The organism is Polaromonas sp. YR568, assembly GCF_943372955.1.
In the GTDB taxonomy this organism is placed as follows: domain Bacteria; phylum Pseudomonadota; class Gammaproteobacteria; order Burkholderiales; family Burkholderiaceae_C; genus Polaromonas.
The window spans coordinates 1-17554 of record NZ_CALSAL010000014.1; the positions used below are offsets into that span (position 1 = coordinate 1).

Annotated in this window: 16 protein-coding genes and 1 pseudogene; 12 read left to right on the plus strand and 5 right to left on the minus strand. The window is 65.4% G+C overall.

Annotated features, from left to right (window positions below):
* Nucleotides 1-9: 9 nt before the first annotated feature.
* Nucleotides 10-309 (minus strand): Asp-tRNA(Asn)/Glu-tRNA(Gln) amidotransferase subunit GatC, encoded by a 300-nt coding sequence (gene gatC, locus AAG793_RS16155; RefSeq protein WP_341910033.1) that lies wholly within the window; start codon nucleotides 307-309, stop codon nucleotides 10-12.
* A gap of 327 nt (nucleotides 310-636) precedes the next feature.
* Here gatC and AAG793_RS16160 point away from each other — a divergent pair, with 327 nt between their 5' ends.
* From AAG793_RS16160 to AAG793_RS16185, 6 genes and pseudogenes are all read left to right on the plus strand, one after another.
* Nucleotides 637-1680, plus strand: a complete 1044-nt coding sequence (locus AAG793_RS16160) for a rod shape-determining protein (protein WP_341910035.1) — start codon at nucleotides 637-639, stop codon at nucleotides 1678-1680.
* Nucleotides 1681-1754: 74 nt separating this feature from the next.
* Nucleotides 1755-2675, plus strand: a complete 921-nt coding sequence (mreC, locus tag AAG793_RS16165; protein WP_341910038.1) for a rod shape-determining protein MreC — start codon at nucleotides 1755-1757, stop codon at nucleotides 2673-2675.
* 19 nt (nucleotides 2676-2694) lie between these two features.
* The gene (mreD, locus tag AAG793_RS16170) at nucleotides 2695-3213 is read left to right on the plus strand and encodes a rod shape-determining protein MreD (RefSeq protein WP_341910040.1); all 519 of its coding nucleotides are present in this window, start codon (nucleotides 2695-2697) and stop codon (nucleotides 3211-3213) included.
* A 180-nt stretch (nucleotides 3214-3393) separates the two neighbouring features.
* Nucleotides 3394-5514 carry a penicillin-binding protein 2 gene (gene mrdA / locus AAG793_RS16175; protein WP_341910042.1) on the plus strand — a complete coding sequence of 707 codons (2121 nt, stop codon included), beginning with the start codon at nucleotides 3394-3396 and terminating at the stop codon, nucleotides 5512-5514.
* Nucleotides 5515-6329: 815 nt separating this feature from the next.
* Nucleotides 6330-7529 carry an ammonium transporter gene (locus tag AAG793_RS16180; protein WP_341910082.1) on the plus strand — a complete coding sequence of 400 codons (1200 nt, stop codon included), beginning with the start codon at nucleotides 6330-6332 and terminating at the stop codon, nucleotides 7527-7529.
* A gap of 43 nt (nucleotides 7530-7572) precedes the next feature.
* Nucleotides 7573-7764, plus strand: a pseudogene (locus tag AAG793_RS16185) (hypothetical protein); the annotation flags it as partial.
* A gap of 324 nt (nucleotides 7765-8088) precedes the next feature.
* On the opposite strand, the gene AAG793_RS16190 reads toward AAG793_RS16185, so the two are convergent.
* Entirely contained in the window at nucleotides 8089-9759 is a 1671-nt protein-coding gene (locus AAG793_RS16190; RefSeq protein ID WP_341910044.1) for a GMC family oxidoreductase N-terminal domain-containing protein, read from the minus strand.
* 250 nt (nucleotides 9760-10009) lie between these two features.
* Here AAG793_RS16190 and AAG793_RS16195 point away from each other — a divergent pair, with 250 nt between their 5' ends.
* The 4 genes from AAG793_RS16195 (at nucleotide 10010) to AAG793_RS16210 (ending at nucleotide 13731) form a co-directional block, all read left to right on the plus strand.
* Nucleotides 10010-11152, plus strand: coding sequence for an ABC transporter permease (locus tag AAG793_RS16195; RefSeq protein WP_341910046.1), 1143 nt, complete (start codon nucleotides 10010-10012; stop codon nucleotides 11150-11152).
* A 165-nt stretch (nucleotides 11153-11317) separates the two neighbouring features.
* Nucleotides 11318-12124 carry an ATP-binding cassette domain-containing protein gene (locus AAG793_RS16200; protein WP_341910048.1) on the plus strand — a complete coding sequence of 269 codons (807 nt, stop codon included), beginning with the start codon at nucleotides 11318-11320 and terminating at the stop codon, nucleotides 12122-12124.
* A gap of 3 nt (nucleotides 12125-12127) precedes the next feature.
* Nucleotides 12128-13060 (plus strand): MlaD family protein, encoded by a 933-nt coding sequence (locus AAG793_RS16205; RefSeq protein WP_341910051.1) that lies wholly within the window; start codon nucleotides 12128-12130, stop codon nucleotides 13058-13060.
* Nucleotides 13057-13731, plus strand: a complete 675-nt coding sequence (locus AAG793_RS16210; protein WP_341910053.1) for an ABC-type transport auxiliary lipoprotein family protein — start codon at nucleotides 13057-13059, stop codon at nucleotides 13729-13731. Before AAG793_RS16205 ends, AAG793_RS16210 begins: the two co-directional genes overlap by 4 nt.
* Nucleotides 13732-13794: 63 nt before the next feature.
* On the opposite strand, the gene AAG793_RS16215 is transcribed toward AAG793_RS16210, so the two are convergent.
* From AAG793_RS16215 to AAG793_RS16225, 3 genes are read right to left on the minus strand one after another with little or no spacing between them, the layout of a single operon-like run.
* On the minus strand, nucleotides 13795-14583 hold the full coding sequence (locus AAG793_RS16215) for a fumarylacetoacetate hydrolase family protein (protein ID WP_341910055.1): 789 nt from the start codon (nucleotides 14581-14583) through the stop codon (nucleotides 13795-13797).
* A 10-nt stretch (nucleotides 14584-14593) separates the two neighbouring features.
* Nucleotides 14594-15226, minus strand: coding sequence for a MarC family protein (locus AAG793_RS16220; RefSeq protein ID WP_341910057.1), 633 nt, complete (start codon nucleotides 15224-15226; stop codon nucleotides 14594-14596).
* A 2-nt stretch (nucleotides 15227-15228) separates the two neighbouring features.
* Nucleotides 15229-15975 carry an SDR family oxidoreductase gene (locus AAG793_RS16225; protein WP_341910059.1) on the minus strand — a complete coding sequence of 249 codons (747 nt, stop codon included), beginning with the start codon at nucleotides 15973-15975 and terminating at the stop codon, nucleotides 15229-15231.
* A gap of 152 nt (nucleotides 15976-16127) precedes the next feature.
* Here AAG793_RS16225 and AAG793_RS16230 point away from each other — a divergent pair, with 152 nt between their 5' ends.
* Together AAG793_RS16230 and AAG793_RS16235 are read left to right on the plus strand one after the other, a co-directional pair.
* A complete protein-coding gene (locus AAG793_RS16230; protein WP_341910061.1) occupies nucleotides 16128-16742 on the plus strand; it encodes a 2-hydroxychromene-2-carboxylate isomerase in 615 nt (204 codons plus the stop codon).
* Between the two features lie 69 nt (nucleotides 16743-16811).
* A complete protein-coding gene (locus AAG793_RS16235) occupies nucleotides 16812-17501 on the plus strand; it encodes a dienelactone hydrolase family protein (protein ID WP_341910063.1) in 690 nt (229 codons plus the stop codon).
* Nucleotides 17502-17554: the final 53 nt, after the last annotated feature.

Consider the following 17554-nt stretch of genomic DNA (forward strand, 5'->3'; position numbering starts at 1 on the left):
TGGAGGCGCTCATTCGATCACCTTGGGCACAAGGAACAGGCCGCGTTCGACCGCCGGTGCACTCACCTGGCTGATGTCGCGCTGGTTTGGTTCGCTGGCGATGTCTTCACGCAGGCGCAGGGCCACGTCACCCAGCACAGCGGCAGGGTGGGCCAGCGGCTCCACGCCGTCGGTGTTCACTGCATTCATCTGCTCGACCAGGGCGAAAAAGCCGTTGAGCTGCGAGAGGGTGCGCTCGGTCTCGTCCGGACGCAGTTCCAGCCGCGCCAGGCTGGCGACGCGGGCAATGTCTTGGGAGGTCAGTGACATGGGTGTGAGGGTGAAAAACAGGCTAAGAACGGGCAATGAACGGGCAACACCCGGAAGCCCGAAAGCCGACTGAATCCAGGCCTCGCGCGAGGGTGCGAGCGAGGGTGTAAAGGTCTGAAATCGGGCGGCCGGGCGGGCCGGGTACAGGGGGGATGCGTTATTATCCCGCCTTTGGTGTCAAATCCGGGAGGGTTGCACTTTTTGGGCGCTTTTCAGGGCCTCAAACAGTCGCTCATGCCGTGACGGCGCCGGCGCGACAGAATTGACTCACCATGACAAGGCGACAGGGCACCGAAGTGTGTCCAGGCCCCAACCGGATTCCTGCATATGTTTGAAGCATTCCGTCGGTACTTTTCCACCGACCTGGCCATTGACCTCGGCACCGCCAACACCCTGATTTTTGTCCGCGACCGCGGCATCGTGCTGGACGAGCCTTCGGTGGTCGCCATCCGCCACGAAGGCGGCCCGCAAGGCAAGAAGACCATTCAGGCCGTCGGCCACGAAGCCAAGGCCATGCTGGGCAAGGTGCCTGGCAACATCGAGGCCATCCGCCCGATGAAAGACGGCGTGATTGCCGACTTCACCGTCACCGAGCAGATGCTCAAGCAGTTCATCAAGATGGTGCACCCGCGCAGCTTCTTCAAGCCGAGCCCGCGCATCATCATCTGCGTGCCCTGCGGCTCCACCCAGGTCGAGCGCCGCGCCATCCGCGAAAGCGCGCTCGGTGCCGGTGCCAGCGATGTATACCTGATTGAAGAACCCATGGCAGCGGCCATTGGTGCCGGTCTGCCGGTGTCTGAAGCCAGCGGCTCCATGGTGGTGGATATCGGCGGCGGCACCACCGAGGTCGGCGTGATCTCGCTCGGCGGCATGGTCTACAAGGGTAGCGTGCGGGTTGGTGGTGACCGTTTCGACGAGGCCATCATCAACTACATCCGCCGCAACTACGGCATGCTGATCGGCGAGCCCACTGCCGAGGCGATCAAGAAAAGCATTGGCTCGGCCTTCCCCGGTTCCGAAGTCAAGGAAATGGAAGTCAAGGGTCGCAACCTCTCCGAAGGCGTGCCGCGCAGCTTCACGATTTCGAGCAACGAGATTCTCGAAGCTCTGACCGACCCGCTGAACAATATCGTCAGCGCCGTGAAGAACGCGCTGGAGCAGACGCCGCCCGAACTGGGCGCCGACATCGCCGAGCGCGGCATGATGCTGACGGGCGGCGGCGCCCTTCTGCGTGATCTGGACCGCCTGCTGGCCGAAGAAACCGGTCTGCCGGTGCTGGTGGCCGAAGACCCGCTGACCTGCGTGGTGCGCGGCTGCGGCATTGCGCTGGAGCGCATGGACCGCCTCGGTTCCATCTTCACTTCGGAATAACACCGGCAAAGCCTTACGGACCGGCCATGCTGCAGTCAACGGCGCATCTCGCAGGCCCGGTCTGACAGCACACCATGCCTTTAGGAACACTCGACAGGTCCCCGCCGCCCTTTTTCAAGCAGGGGCCGTCGGCGCTGTCCAAGCTGATGTTTTTCAGCGCGTTTTCGCTGTTCCTGATGGTCGCCGATGCGCGCTTTCGCATCACCCAGCCGCTGCGCGCCACGGTGGCCACCGTGCTGTACCCGGTGCAGTGGCTGGCAATGCAGCCCGTTGATGCCGCCCTTTATGCGGGCAAGTACTTCACCGGCCTGACCGAAGCCCAATCGGCCAGCGAAGGCGCTGCCCGCAAGCTCGCGCTGCAGTCGCTGCGGGCTGGGCAGGTCGAGCAACTCACCCAGGAAAACAACCGGCTGCGCAAATTGCTGGATCTGCGCGAGCAACTCGCCACCTCGGTGATGGCGGCCGAGGTGCTGTACGACGCAGCCGATCCGTATACCCGCAAGGTCATCATCGACAAGGGCCTCACGCAGGGCGTGGAGCTGGGCTCGCCAGTGCTTGATGAGTCGGGCGTGCTGGGTCAGGTCACCCGGGTGCATCCGCTGGTGAGTGAAGTGACCCTGCTGATTGACCGCGAGCTGGCGATTCCGGTGCTCAATGTCCGCACGGGCGCCCGCAGCGTGGCCTATGGCGACCCGTCCTCGGGCGGCGATGGTCTGGAGCTGCGCTTCATGGGCAGCAATTCCGATGTGAAGCAGGACGACCTGCTGACCACCAGCGGTGTGGACGGGGTCTATCCCGCCGGCCTGCCGGTGGCCCGCATCAGCCGCATCGAGCGGCGTGCCGAATCGGCATTTGCCAAGATCTTCTGCGTGCCGCAGGCGATGGTGACGGGCGCCCGCCACGTGATTGTGGTCAAGCCCGTGGGTAACCAGATTCCGGTCCGGCCCGAGCCGCCCGCCCCTGAGCTGCCCGCGAAAAAGGGCGCCACCAAATGATCATGCAAGGACTGACACCATGATCATGCGATCAGGCCAGCAGCTGCTGTTGCCTGCCAACCCGTTCTTCATCTGGGCCAGCCTGATTGCGGCCCTGCTGCTGAACATGCTGCCGCTGGGGCGCGTTCCGTGGATGCCGGATTTCCTCGCGCTGGTGCTGGTGTTCTGGAATGTGCACCAGCCGCTGCGCATCGGCATCGGTGTGGCCTTCATGTTCGGGCTGGGCATGGATGTGCACCAGTCCTCGCTGCTGGGTCAGCACGCGCTGTCGTACACCGCGCTGAGTTTCTTTGCCACCATGATCCACCGCCGCCTGCTGTGGTTCACGGTGCCGTCGCAGGCGCTGCAGGTGCTGCCCTTGTTTGCGGTAGCCCACGGGGTGGAACTGCTGATCCGCATGGTGGGTGGCGGTATTTTTCCGGGCTGGATCATGGCGCTGGCCCCGATGGGCGAAGCGCTGCTCTGGCCGGTGGTCAGTGTGCTGCTGCTGGCGCCGCAGCGGCGGGCTCCTGACCGTGATGAAAACCGACCACTCTGATGGTGCCCCCACGGTCGCTCACTGCGTGTAGCTCCCTGCCCCCCGAGGGGGCCGTTCGCCTGCGGTCCGGCAAAGCCGGTTCCGCGGCTCTGCTGGCCTTTGTTCGGCTCGCTTCGCATCGCCACGTTTGGAGAGGGCTGGCTTGCAGGCACTTTCTTGCGGCTGTAGAGTCGGAATACCATGACTGAGCTACGGAATGTTGAAGCGGACCTGTCGCGCTTTCGTGCGCGGGTGCTGGTGGCGAGTCTGGTGGTGTTGCTGGCGTTTGGCTTGCTGGCGGCGCGGCTGGTTTATCTGCAGGTGTTTCGCCATGGCGACCTGAGCGAGCAGGCGGAGAGCAATCGCACGGCGGTGGTGCCCATCGTGCCGAACCGGGGCCTGATTCTTGATCGCAATGGCGTGGTGCTGGCCACCAACTACTCGGCCTACACGCTGGAAATCACCCCATCCAAGGTGGCCAATCTGGATGAGACCATCGCAGCGCTGGAGAAGGTGGTGGACATCCAGCCGCGTGACAAGCGGCGCTTCAAGCGGCTGCGTGAAGAGGCCAAGAACTTCGAATCCCTGCCCATCCGCACCCGCCTGACCGACGAGGAAGTGGCGCGCTTCACCGCGCAGCGTTTCCGTTTCCCCGGGGTGGACATCAAGGCGCGGCTGTTCCGCAATTACCCCTTCGGCGAGCTGGCCAGCCATGTGGTGGGCTACATCGGCCGCATCAACCAGAAGGAAAAGGAAGCCATCGAGGAAAGCGACGACAGTGGCAACTACCGCGGCACCGACTACATCGGCAAGCTGGGTGTGGAGCAAAGCTTCGAGCAGCAGCTCCACGGCACCACCGGTGTCGAGCAGGTCGAGACCTCCGCCGGTGGCCGCGCGGTGCGCAAGCTGGCCACCAACCCGGCCACGCCCGGTGACACCGTCATGCTGTCCATCGACATCGGCCTGCAGAAGCTGGTGGAAGACATGTTTGGCGAGCGGCGCGGCGCGCTGGTCGCCATCGACCCGAAAACCGGCGATGTGCTGGCCTTCGTCAGCAAGCCGACGTTTGACCCGAACCTGTTCGTCGACGGCATCGACACCGAGAGCTGGGACGCGCTCAACACCTCGATTGACAAGCCCCTGCTCAACCGCGCGCTGCGCGGCACCTACCCGCCCGGCTCGACTTACAAGACCTTCATGGCCCTGGCGGCGCTGGAGCGGGGTGCACGGTCGGCCACCACGCTGATCAACGATCCTGGCTTCTTCATGTTCGGCGGACGGCGCTTCGGCAGCCCCGAGAACGAGAAGGGCGGCATCATGGACATGAACCGCGCCATCGTCGAGTCCAGCAATGTGTATTTCTATTCGCTGGCCAACGAGATGGGCGTCGACGCCATCCATGACTTCATGAAACCGATGGGTTTCGGCCAGATCACCGGCATCGACATCCACGGCGAGGTGCGCGGTGTGCTGCCCAGCCAGGACTGGAAGCGCGGCTACTTCAAGCGCGCCGAGCAGCAGAAATGGTTTGCCGGCGAAACCATCTCGCTGGGCATCGGCCAGGGCTACAACAGCTTCACCATGCTGCAGCTGGCGCAGGCTACCGCCATCATTGCCAACAACGGCGTCAAGCACAAGCCGCGTCTGGTGATCGGCACCCAGGACCCGGTCAACCGTGTGATGCGGCCCTTGCCGCTCGCGCCGGGTGAGAACCTCGGCTACAAGCCCGAGAACGTGGCAGTGATCCGCAAGGCGCTGGTGGGCGTGACGCAGGCCGGTACCTCGGCCCGGGTGTTCGCCGGGGCCGGTTATGTCAGCGGCGGTAAGACCGGCACCGCGCAGGCCGTCGGCATGGCGGCCAACAGCAAGTACAACAGCGCCAAGCTCGAAGAGCACCAGCGCGACCACGCGCTCTACATGGCGCTGGCCCCCGCCGATGACCCGAAGATCGCTCTGGCGGTGATTGTGGAGAACGCGGGCTGGGGTGCTGGGTCTGCCGCACCGATTGCCCGGCGCGCGTTTGACTACATGCTGCTGGGTCAGTACCCCAGTGAAGAAGACATGGCTGCTGTGCAGAAGGGCCAGGCCGGCGCGCCGATTGGCAAACCGCGCCGGGTGGCCGACATGCTGGCCCAGTTGCCGCCGGGTGTGCCCCCGGTGCCAGGGCTGTCGCCCGGTGCCTTGCCGGCGACCCGGACCCAGCTGGTGGAGAGTCGGCCCTTGCCCGTGACGGTGCCTGTCAAGGCGGTGCAGCCGGTGGCTGCGGTGGGCGGCGTTGCAGCGGTGCCTGCAGTTGTGCCTGTGGCGGCAGCCCCGCGCTGATCTGCCGCCGGGCGCGAGCGCCCATAAAAAAAGCGCCAGGATGACTGGCGCCTTCTTGTCAGACCGACATCTTTTGGAATGTCTGCCTGTATTGTTGGAATCTCTTTCGTGTCTCCTCGGCTCCTCGCTTGATGAGCATTGCTGCTCTCAGGCAAGACAGCCAGTGTATTTTGTGCACTGCACTAGTGCATTGGGGGTTTCCCGCACCCTGCCAGTGCTTCGTTCCGCCGCCAGCTTCGCTGTGCTCCGGCCGACACCAGCCCCGTCCCCCTCAGTCTGATCCGGTAACACCTGGAAACGTCTCGCCTGAGGAAAAACCGGTCGGCTGACATGCCATCAGGCCACTATTTTGCTGCATTGCAGCAGGTTATGCGTGAGATGGCACGAGTTATGCCTGTTGGTTATCACTGGACAGTCCGAAACTGACAGTACTGATAGCAGTGACAACACTGACAGAACCAAGCAGAGGTGGGCATCGTATGGCAATGGGTATCCAGAGCAAGGTGACAGGCATAGTGGTGTTGTGGCTCGGGCTGGCTGGCCAGGCGGTTCTGGCTCAAAATCCGCCGCCACCTCAAGGGGCGGCGCCCGCTTCCACGCCGGCGCTGATCGCAAGCGACCCGGCTGCCGCGTCGCTGCCCGCTGTGCCGGCGCCACCGCCTGTATTGGTGCCTGCACCTGCACCAGCAGCCGCTGTTGCTCCTGAACCGGCCCCCTTACCCGCCGCTGCAGCCGCGCCCGCAGCCCCTGTGGCCCCCCTCACCCAGCCGGGGCTGGTCGGCACCGACACCATCAACGCCGCCGATACCGCATGGATGATGACCTCCACCGCGCTGGTGTTGCTGATGACGCTGCCTGGCATTGCGCTGTTCTATGGCGGCATGGTGCGCCGCAAGAGCGTGCTCAATGTGATGGCCTGTGTGGTGGCCATCTGCGCAGTGGTCAGCGTGCTGTGGTTCGTGATCGGCTACTCGATTGCCTTTACGCCAGGCGATGGTGCACTGGGGCCCTACATCGGCGGCACCGAGCGCGTCCTGTTTGAGGGCCTTGATTATCTGAAGGAAACGCAAAAGGTGGCCGTCAGCCACATTGCGCCCAACATTCCAGAGTCGGTCTATGCGATGTACCAGCTCACCTTTGCCATCATCACGGCCGCACTGGTGGTGGGTTCCTTTGTCGAGCGCATGCGCTTCTCGGCGATGCTGATTTTCATCGCGCTGTGGACGGTCGTTGTGTACGCACCGATTGCCCACTGGGTCTGGGAGCCCGGTGGCTGGCTGGCGCGAATGGGGGCGCTCGACTTCGCGGGCGGCTCGGTGGTGCACATCAATGCCGGTGTGGCCGGACTGGTGTGTGCCTATGTGCTCGGCCCGCGCCACGGCTACGGGCGTGAGCCTTTCACGCCGTTCAACCTGGGCCTGACCATGGCGGGTGCCGGCCTGCTGTGGGTCGGCTGGTTTGGCTTCAATGCCGGCTCTGCCGTGGCGGCCGATGGGCGTGCCGGCCTCGCGATGGCGGTGACGCACATCGCGGCGGCAGCGGGCGCGCTGGGCTGGATGGCGGCTGAGTGGGCGGTGCGCGGCCGGCCCTCGCTGCTGGGCCTGTGCTCGGGCGTGGTGGCCGGTCTGGTGGCCGTCACGCCAGCAGCCGGATTCGTCTCGCCGCGCTCTGCCTTGCTGATTGGCGCGGTGGCCGGTGTGGTCTGCTACTGGGGCGCAACCGGGTTGAAGCGGCTGCTCAATGCCGACGACTCGCTTGACGTGTTTGGCGTGCACGGCGTCGGCGGCATCGTCGGCTCGCTGCTCACCGGCCTGCTGGCGAGCAAGGCGATCTCCGGCGTTGAAGGCAATCTCGTCACCCAGCTCATAGGCGTTGGCGCGGTGATCGCGTACAGCCTCTTCATGACCGCGCTGGCGCTGTGGATCACCTCGCTGTTTGTGAGCCTGAGGGTCAGCGAAGCGTCCGAGAGTGACGGCCTCGACATCACCCAGCACGCCGAGCGACTGGGCACCTGAGGCCAGCGCTTGAAGTCACGACTCCGCCGCAAAGGACTGACGCATGCCATCGAATGAAAAGATTGCCATCGCCGCCCACCTGCATGTGCTGTTGCGTCGCAAGACCGGGCGCATCACCGACACCGAGTGGCTCGCGAGCAACGTGGACTACGCGGCAGAAATCGTCCGTTTTGCTCGCGAAAAGGCCCGTGAAGACAACCTGCCCGACCTCGCCGTCTGGGCCGACAGGCTGCAGGAGGTGATGGCCACGCCCGACCCGAGGCCGCACACGCCGCTGGTGAAGAAGGTGGCCGATGCGATGCGCGAACGCACGCCGCTGTCCGAGACGCCACCGCCTGACCGGCAGACGCCGGCCCGCACCATCGACACGCGGCAAGAGGTTTACCCGGAGTCGGGGTTCATCGAGTCCACTTTCGGCGCGATCTTCGGCGACAGCGAGTCGGGCCGCGAGCGCAAGCCGCGTGACCCGGACGCACCACGCTACGTCAAGAGCCTGCGCTGAAAAGCAGCGGATAAAAAAGCCGGCTCACCGGCTCACCGGCTCTTCGTGCGCAGGCGCTCAGACGCCCGCGCGAATCCATTCAGCGGCTTTCTCGGCAATCATCAGCGTGGGCGAGTTGGTGTTGCCGCTGGTGATCAGCGGCATCACGCCAGCGTCCACCACCCGCAGACCCTTGATGCCACGCACCCGCAGGTGCGAGTCCACCACGGCCATCAGGTCATGGGCATCGCCCATTTTGGTGGTGCCCACCGGGTGGAAGATGGTGGTGGCGATGTCGCCGGCCAGTCGCGCCAGATCTTCGTCGGTCTGGAACTGCACGCCGGGTTTGAACTCCTCCGGCTGGTAGCGCGCCATGGCGCTCTGGCTGACGATGCGGCGTGTCACGCGCAGCGATTCGGCGGCCACCTGCCGGTCTTCCGGCGTGCTGAGGTAGTTGGGCGAAATCGCCGGCGCGTCTTCAAAGCGCCCGCTCTTGATCTGCACACTGCCGCGGCTGGTCGGGTTCAGGTTGCACACGCTGGCCGTGAAGGCGTTGAAGCTGTGCAGAGGTTCGCCAAACGCGTCAAGCGAGAGCGGCTGCACGTGGTACTCGATGTTGGGCCAGACCTGATCGGGCGATGAGCGCGTGAAGGCGCCCAGCTGCGACGGCGCCATGCTCATCGGGCCGGTGCGGTGCAGTGCGTACTCCAGTCCGATGCGGGCCTTGCCCCACAGCGAGTTGGCCATGGTGTTGAGCGTCAGGCCCCAGCCCTTGCTGCCGGCAGGGGGCTTGATCTTGTAGACCGAGCGAATCTGCAAATGGTCCTGCAGGTTCGCGCCGACGCCTGGCAGATCCTGCACCACCGGAATACCGTGTTTCTGCAGCAGTGCCGACGGGCCGATGCCCGAGAGCTGCAGGATCTGCGGCGAGCCGATGCTGCCAGCGCACAGCAGCACCTCACCCATCGGCCCCGAGTCGCGGGTGGCCCGTGCGGTGATGTATTTCTGTCCGGTCCAGACCTGCACGCCGGTGCAGCGCTGGCTGCCATCGGCCTGCGGCTCAATCACCAGCTTCGCAACTTGCGCGCTGCTCCACAACGTGAAGTTCGGGCGCGCCACACACGCCGGCCGCAAGAAGGCCTTGGCGGTGTTCCAGCGCCAGCCGGCTTTCTGGTTCACCTCGAAGTAACCCACGCCTTCGTTGCTGCCGCGGTTGAAGTCGGCGGTGGCCGGAATGCCTGCTTGCACAGCTGCCTCGGCAAATGAGTCGAGCACGTCCCAGCGCAGTCGCTGCTTTTCAATCCGCCATTCGCCGCCTGCGCCATGCAAGGCGTTGGCGCCGCCGTGGTGGTCTTCGTGCAGCTTGAAGTGGGGCAGGGTGTTGTCCCAGCGCCAGTCGCTGTCGCCGGTGAGCTCGGCCCAGCGGTCGTAGTCGCGTGCCTGGCCACGCATGTAGATCATGCCGTTGATGCTGGAGCAGCCGCCCAGCGTCTTGCCACGCGGATAGCGCAGCGAGCGGCCATTGAGGCCTGTATCGGGCTCGGTGGTGTAGAGCCAGTCGGTGCGCGGGTTGCCAATGCAGTAAAGGTAGCCCACGGGAATGTGGATCCAGTGGTAGTCGTCCTTTCGGCCAGCCTCGATCAGCAGCACCCGCTTGGAGGCGTCGGCACTGAGCCGGTTGGCCAGCAGGCAGCCCGCCGTGCCCGCGCCCACGATGATGTAGTCAAAAGGCTGGTTGTCTTCTTGCATGGCGCGTCGGGTTTCTTTACTGGCTGATCAGGCTGGTCGGGATCGGGCTGCACCGATTGTGGCAAAACCGGCGCGGTGCCGACGCGGGGATTACCCGTTCGCACCGCCCCTGCCGACGCGACAGGCTGGCCTGAACCCTGCTTGTAGGACGGGAGCGCCAACCTGCGCAGCGCCCTTGTCGCCCGGTTTTCAGCAGGTACCATGGCCGTTTCGCATTGCACCGGTCTGTGTCCGGCTTCACTGAAAGCTCATGGAAAACGCCACACCACGCATCGAACTGCAGGACACACCGGATGGCCGTGTGTTGACGGTGCGCGGGGCGTGGACGGCGGCCGACCTGACCGGTGAGCTGGTGTGGACATCGCTGACGACGCAGCTGCACGAGTTGCGCCGCACCCCGCTGCGCACGCAAGACCAGTGGCGACTGACCGAAGTGGACCAGCTCGACTACCTCGGCGCCCAGGTGCTGTGGAACCACTGGGGCCGCGAACTGCCGGCGCGGCTGGAGACCACGCCAGAGCAGCAAACGCTGCTCGATACCGTGGCCCGTTTCACCTGCACCCCGCCGCCCACGCCGCCTGCAGACTGGCGCGAGCCCCTGGTCACGCTGGGTGGCCGCGCACTCAGTCTGCTGGAGCACTTGAGGGGCCTGGTGCGGCTGGTCGGGCAGCTCATGCTGGATGTGCTGCGGCTGCTGCGGCTGCTGCGCCATCCGCGGCAAGGCCCGTGGCGCGACATCTCCGGCCACCTGTTTCACATTGGCGCCACCGCGCTGCCGATCACCGCGCTGGTCGGCTTCCTGATCGGCGTGGTGCTGGCCTACCTGATCTCGCAGCAACTGCGGCAGTTCGGTGCCGACGCGTTCATCGTCAACATCCTCGGCATCTCGCTGATCCGCGAACTGGGCCCGGTGCTGGCCGCCATCCTGATTGCCGGACGCAGCGGCTCGGCCATCACCGCGCAGATCGGCGTGATGCGTGTCACTGAAGAGCTCGATGCGATGCGGGTCATGGGCATTGCGCGCGGCTTTCGCTTGGTGATGCCCCGTGCGTTGGCGCTGGCGGTGGTGATGCCGCTGATCAGCGGCTGGACCACGCTGGCCGCGCTGCTGGGCGGCATGCTGGCGGCCGACGTGGCGATGGGCGTCACGCCTTCTTACTTCATCAACTCATTGCCCGCCGCGGTGGATGTGGCCAACCTAACGCTGGCGACCGCCAAGTCGGTGGTGTTCGGTTTGCTGATTGCGCTGATCGGTTGCCATTTCGGTCTGCGCGTGAAGCCCAACACCGAAAGCCTGGGGCAGGGAACCACCGCGTCGGTGGTGACATCGATCACGGTGGTGATTCTGGTGGATGCGTTGTTTGCGGTGCTGTTCAAGAACGTCGGTATATGAACAGCCCCCACGTTCGCCCACTGCGTATGGCTCTCTGCCCCCTCAGGGGGCCGTCCGCCTGCGGCCCGGCAAAGCCGGTTCCGCGGCTCCGCTGGCTTTTCGTTGGTTCTTCACGGGCTGTTGTGGCGAGCGAGCCGTCGTCACTTCTCGGAGGTGGGTGTGGGGATGACTGAGGCTGTTGTTGAAATCAAAAAGCTGTGGACGGTGTTCCAGAATGGCGACCGGGAATCGGTGGTGCACAAGGACCTGGACCTGACCGTTGCGCGGGGTGAGGTGCTGTCATTGGTGGGCGGCTCGGGCACCGGCAAGACGGTGTTGCTGCGGCAGATGCTGGGGCTGGAGAAGCCCGCCCGTGGCGAGATCACGGTGCTGGGCAAGCCGGCGGCGGAGCTGGGCAAGCGGGGGGCGGCCAGCCGCGTGGGCATGCTGTTCCAGCAGGGCGCGCTGTTCTCGGCGTTCACGGTGCTGGAGAACATTGCCTTTGCGCTGCGCGAGCTCAGAACCCTGCCGGACGCGCTGATCCGCGAGGCGGCCATGGTCAAGCTGCAGATGGTGGGCCTGCCACCCGATGCTGCCGACAAGATGCCGAGTGACCTGTCGGGCGGCATGATCACGCGGGTGGCGCTGGCCCGCGCGCTCATCATGGACCCGCCTCTGCTGCTGCTCGACGAGCCCACGGCCGGGCTGGACCCGGAAAGCTCCGACAGCTTCTGCGCCCTGCTGCGCTCACTGCACCAGAGCATGGAGCTCACCGTGATCATGGTCACGCACGATCTCGACACGCTGTTTGAACTGAGCACCCGCATTGCGGTGCTGGCTGACCAGAAGGTCATCATCAATGACGAGCCACGCCAGGTGGTGGCCTTCCAGCATCCCTTCATTGAAAACTTTTTCCTCGGCGAGCGGGGCCAGCGTGCCATGGCCTTGCTGCGCCAGTCCCCTGCATCGTCTGAACAGACAACGAAAGGTTGAACCATGGAAAACAAAGCCCATGCCATGGCCGCCGGCATCTTTGTGCTGGTGGTGACAGTGATGGTCGCGCTGCTGGCCGTCTGGCTGATGCGCGACGACACCCAGCGCGACCTCTACGACATGAGCACCGACGAAACCGTTTCGGGCCTGCAGCCGCAGGCGGCGGTGCGCTTTCGCGGTGTGCCGGTGGGCAAGGTGGAGCTGATCGGCTTTGACACCAAGGTCAAGGGCAATGTGCTGATCCGCGTGTCGATTGACCGCAGCACGCCGATGACCCAATCCACCTTCGCCACCGTGGCCTCGCAGGGCGTGACGGGCCTCGGTTTCATCCAGCTGGACGACAACGGGGGCTCGTCGGAGCGCATGGTGCCGAACGACGACGACCCGCCACGCATTCCGCTCAAGCCCGGCGGCCTGAGCAAGCTGCTGACGCAGGGCGAGGCCATCCTGAATCAGGCCGAGGAGGCTGGCAAGCGCATGAACCGGCTGCTCTCGGACGAGAACCAGGCGGCTCTGACTGCGGCGGTGACACAGCTCGGTGAAGCGGCCAGCAGCATCAATCGGGTGGCCAAGGGCCTGGAGCCCACGGTGGCCACGCTGCCGGCGCTGTCGCGCGAGGCCAATGCCACGTTGGCCTCGGTGCGTTCCGCCACCGACGAGGTGGCCATTACCGCGCGGCGCCTGAATGAAAAAGGCGGACCCATCGACAAGCTGGCCGAAGGCGGCGCTGCGCTGGCCTCGGGCGTGGAAACCTTCAGCGCCGCGACGCTGCCCAAGCTGGGCGAGGTGGCAGAGGAAACCGCCCGCGCGATGCGCCAGCTGCGGCGCACCGTGAACGCGGTGGACGACAACCCGCAGTCACTGATTTTTGGCAACGGCGCGCCGTTACCGGGCCCGGGTGAGCCCGGATTTTCCGCAGAGGGAGTGAAGAAATGACAGCTGTCCTGACAACCCGCCGCCCTGCATTTGCATGGCTCGCCACCACCTTTGTGTCGCTGGGCCTGCTGGCCGGCTGCGGCAGCCTGCCCGACAAGCCGATGCGCGCTGCCATGTACGACTTTGGTCCCGGGCCGCTGGCGCCCGTACCCACCACCCGCATCGCGCCGCTGCCCCCGGTGGCGATTGACGATGTCACCACCTCCGGCGGCGCGCTGGACAACACCGCCGTGCTGTACCGACTGGCCTACACCGATGCGCAGCAGCTCAAGCCCTACGCGCAGGCCCGGTGGACGGCGCCGCCCGCACAGCTGGTGCGCCAGCGCGTGCGCGACCAGTTGGGTCAGCGCCGTGCGGTGTTCACGGCGGGGTCTGGCCTCGCGTTGAACCGCAGCCAGAATGCGGTGCTGCCCCTGCTGCTGCGGCTGGAGCTGGATGAGTTCAGCCACTTTTTCACAGCGCCAGATGCCAGCGTGGGCCTGATCCGTTTGCGTGCCACGCTGGTCGAAGTCACGCCAGCCGGTGAAAAGCTGCTGGGCCAGCGCAGCGTGGTGGTGCAGCGCCCCGCGCCAACGGCCGACGCGCCAGGCGGTGTTCGCGCGCTCACGGCCGCCACCGATGCCGCGATTGCGGAAATCGATCAGTGGTTGCAGCAGACCACATCGCGTTGATGCGTTGATGCGCTGAAGCCCAGCGCGCGGGCCGGACTCAGCAATGAGGTTCAGGCGTCAGGTTCAGGCGAAGCGAAGACGCGCCTCACCGACCCCCTCAAACACCGCCGTCACGGCGTCGCCGGGCTGGGCCATCAGGATGCCGCACCAAGTGCCTGTGGTCACCACGGTGCCTGCGGGCATCACGTCACCGTGGCGGGTGGCGTGGCGCAGCCAGGTGGGCAGCAGCCACGCCGGGTCGCCGAGCGAGTGGGTGCCCTTGAAGGTCTGTGCCAGCGCGTTACCGATCTGCACTTGGCAGGTCTGGCCGGCCCAGTCGCGGGAAGCGTCGTAAGCCACCCACTCACCCAGCACCAGCGCGCCATGCACCTGCAGGTCGGCGAGCTTGGCCAGCGCCGAAGCCTGTCTGCCCTGCAACCAGCGAGAGTCGACGACTTCGATGGACACCGTCATGGCGTCCACCAGGGCGCCAGCGGTTTCCGGGGTCAGCGCGGCTGCCTTTGCGGCATCGACAGGCACGGCCAGGCGCAGCGCAATTTCTGCTTCAATGCCGCGCATCGAGAACGGCAACGCGGTGGTGGCCGGGCTGGGCCAGACGCCGGCCGGTGGAAGGGGCGCATGGGTGAGCACTGCATCGCGTGAAGGCCCGCCCGATTTCCAGTGGCGTGCCGGGCCCGAGGGAAACCAGCCCAGCGCCTCGGCCACCGCCTGCTGCACGGCGTAGGCGTCGTCGGCGTGGGTGAGGGCGCCGGCCAGTGCGGTGGCGTCTGCCAGCTGCGTTGGTTGGTGGCGCGCTTTGCACAAGGCATCGACAAGCGATTGAAGCGAAGGAGACAGTGCGGTGGTGCTCATGGTGGTCAGCTTATCCGTGCAAGGCGGGAAACAGTTTGCTCAGTCCGTCGGCCATCACCTCAACGGCCAGTGCGGCGAGGATCAGGCCCATCAAACGCGTCATCACATTGATGCCGGTCTTACCCAGCACCCGGGCAATCGGGTCGGCCAGCGAAAAGCACAGCGCGGTAGCCAGACCAATCACCACGCCGTAGCCGACCAGCGTGCCGAGCTGCAGAAAGGTCTTGGCCTTTTCGGCGTAAATCACCACAGTGGACATGGTGGCCGGGCCGGTCAGCAGCGGAATGGTCAGCGGCACCACGGCGATGCTGGCCCCGCGTGCGGCCTTGGCGGCGCCGTCCTCCATTTCATTGGTCATTGGCTTGGCTTCGGCCGGCTGGGCGTTGAGCATGTTCATCGAGCTGATCAGCAGCAGCATGCCGCCACCGACCTGGAAGCTGGCCAGAGAGATGCTGAAAAATTCCAGAATCTTCAAACCCAGCAGCGCACTAGTGGCAATCACCACAAACGCACTGAACGAAGCGGTGATGACGGTTCGGCGCCGTTGTGCAGGCGAGAAATCGTGCGTGTAATGAATGAAGAAGGGCACGATCGCCAGCGGGTTGACGATGGCCAGCAGCGTGACAAGCGGTTTGAAGTCCATGGCTACCTTCCCCCTGTCACATCTAGCAGCGCACCGGTGGTGTAACTGGCCTGTTCCGACAGCAGCCAGACAATGGACTGCGCCACTTCGTCTGCCGTACCGGCCCGCTGCATCGGCACTTGCGGCGCCAGGTCGCGCGCCCGGTTGGGCAGTCCGCCCGAGGCGTGGATGTCGGTTTCGATGATGCCCGGCCGCACCGCGTTGACGCGAATGCCCTCTGCAGCCACCTCCTTGGCCAGTCCGACGGTGAAGGTGTCGATGGCGCCCTTGGCCGAGGCGTAGTCCACATACTGGCCCGGCGCGCCCAGCCGGGCGGCGGCGCTCGACACATTGACGATGCTGCCACCCGAGCCGCCGTGCCGCGTGCTCATGCGCCTGACGGCTTCGCGCGCGCACAGCAGGGAGCCGAACACATTGATCTCGAACATGCGGCGAATGCGGGCGTAGCTCATCGCGTCAACCCGGCTGGTCTGGTCGACCACGCCAGCGTTGTTGACCAGTGCCGTGAGCGGGCCGAACTTCGCGTCGATCTTGTCGAACATGGCCATCACCTCGGCTTCCACGGCCACATCGGCCTGCACCGCCATGGCCTGGCCGCCGCCGCTGCGAATCTGGCGCACCACCTCGTCGGCCGCCAGCGAGTTGGCGGTGTAGTTGACGGCCACCGCGTAGCCATCGCGGGCGGCGAGCAGGGCGGTCGCCGCACCGATGCCCCGGGAACCCCCTGTGATCAAAACAAGCCTGGACATACCGGACCTCCTGCAAAAAAAGCCAATCCCGGTTAAAAACGGGGATCGGGCGAGTCCATGTACTGTACCCACACTCGGCCCCCATTCGGGATCACCGGCAGGCCCTTCGGGCCAGGTACCGGCCCCTCAACCACTCCAGGAGACAACACACCATGCCCAGCACTGTGGACTATTACTTCACGCCCCAAAGCCCGTGGACTTACCTCGGCCACCAGCGGTTCGCTGCCATGGTCAAAGCCTCCGGCGCCACGGTGCGGGTGCTGCCGGTCGACCTGGGTGGCAAGGTGTTTCCCGTCTCCGGCGGTCTGCCGCTGGGCCAGCGCGCGCCGCAGCGGCAGGCCTATCGCCTGCTGGAGCTGCAGCGCTATTCCGATCACCTGAAGGCGCCGCTGAACCTCAAACCCAAATACTTTCCGGTACCCGGCGATGACGCCGCCCGCCTGATCATTGCAGTGGACATGCATGACGGCGCTGACGCGGCCATGACCATCAGTGGCGCCATCTTCAGCGCGGTGTGGGCCGAGGAGCGGCAGATTTCCGACGCCGCCGTGCTGGCGCAGTTGCTGGCCGAGTGCAAGCTGCCGGCCGAACGCCTGGCGCAGTCGGCCGATGCGGCCGTGCAGGCCCGCTATGAAGCCAACACCCAGCAGGCGATTGATGCGAACGTGTTCGGTGCGCCCAGCTATGTGGTCGATGGCGAGCTGTTCTGGGGCCAGGACCGGTTGGACTTTGTTGCGCGCAAGATCGGCGTGCCGGCGCTGGCCTGACGCCTCTTCTCATTTCTTCTCATTCCATCCAAGAAGCTGCCGCTTTATTTCTCACAGGAGTTTTTCACCATGGGTCAATTCACCAACCTCACCTCGGCCGACGGCACCACAGTCCCTGCCTACGTCGCGATGCCCGAAGGCAAGCCGCGCGGCGGCATTGTGGTGCTGCAGGAAATCTTCGGCGTGAACTCGCACATCCGCGCGGTGACCGACCGCTTCGCCGCCCAGGGCTATGCAGCCGTGGCGCCGGCTACCTTCCAGCGCGTGAAGGCGGGCGTTGAACTGGGCTACACCGAAGCCGACATGAATGCCGGCTTCGCGCTCAAGACGGCAGTGACCGAACTGCCCGGTGCCGGCGTGCTGCCCGACATCCAGGCCGCGATTGACCACGCTGCCAAGCTGAGCGGTGGCAAGGTCGGCCTCATCGGGTTTTGCTGGGGCGGGCTGCTGACCTGGCAATCCGCCTGCACGCTCAAGGGCCTGAGCGCCGCCGCGCCGTACTACGGCGGTGGCGTGACGGCACCTGAAGAGATCGCACGCAAGCCGCTGTGCCCGGTGATGGCCCATTTTGGCGACCAGGACCACTGGATTCCGCTGGAAGGCGTCGAGGCTTTCTCCAAGGCCCACCCTGAAGTCACGGTGCATGTCTATGCCGCCAACCACGGCTTCAACTGCGACCAGCGCGGCTCGTACAACGAAGCCGCAGCCAACCTGGCGCGCGAGCGCACGCTGGCGTTCTTTGCTGCCAACGTCGGCTGAGTTCAGGAGCCTGCCGTGCCTGCATTCACCTCGTTCAGTCTGAAGCCATTCAG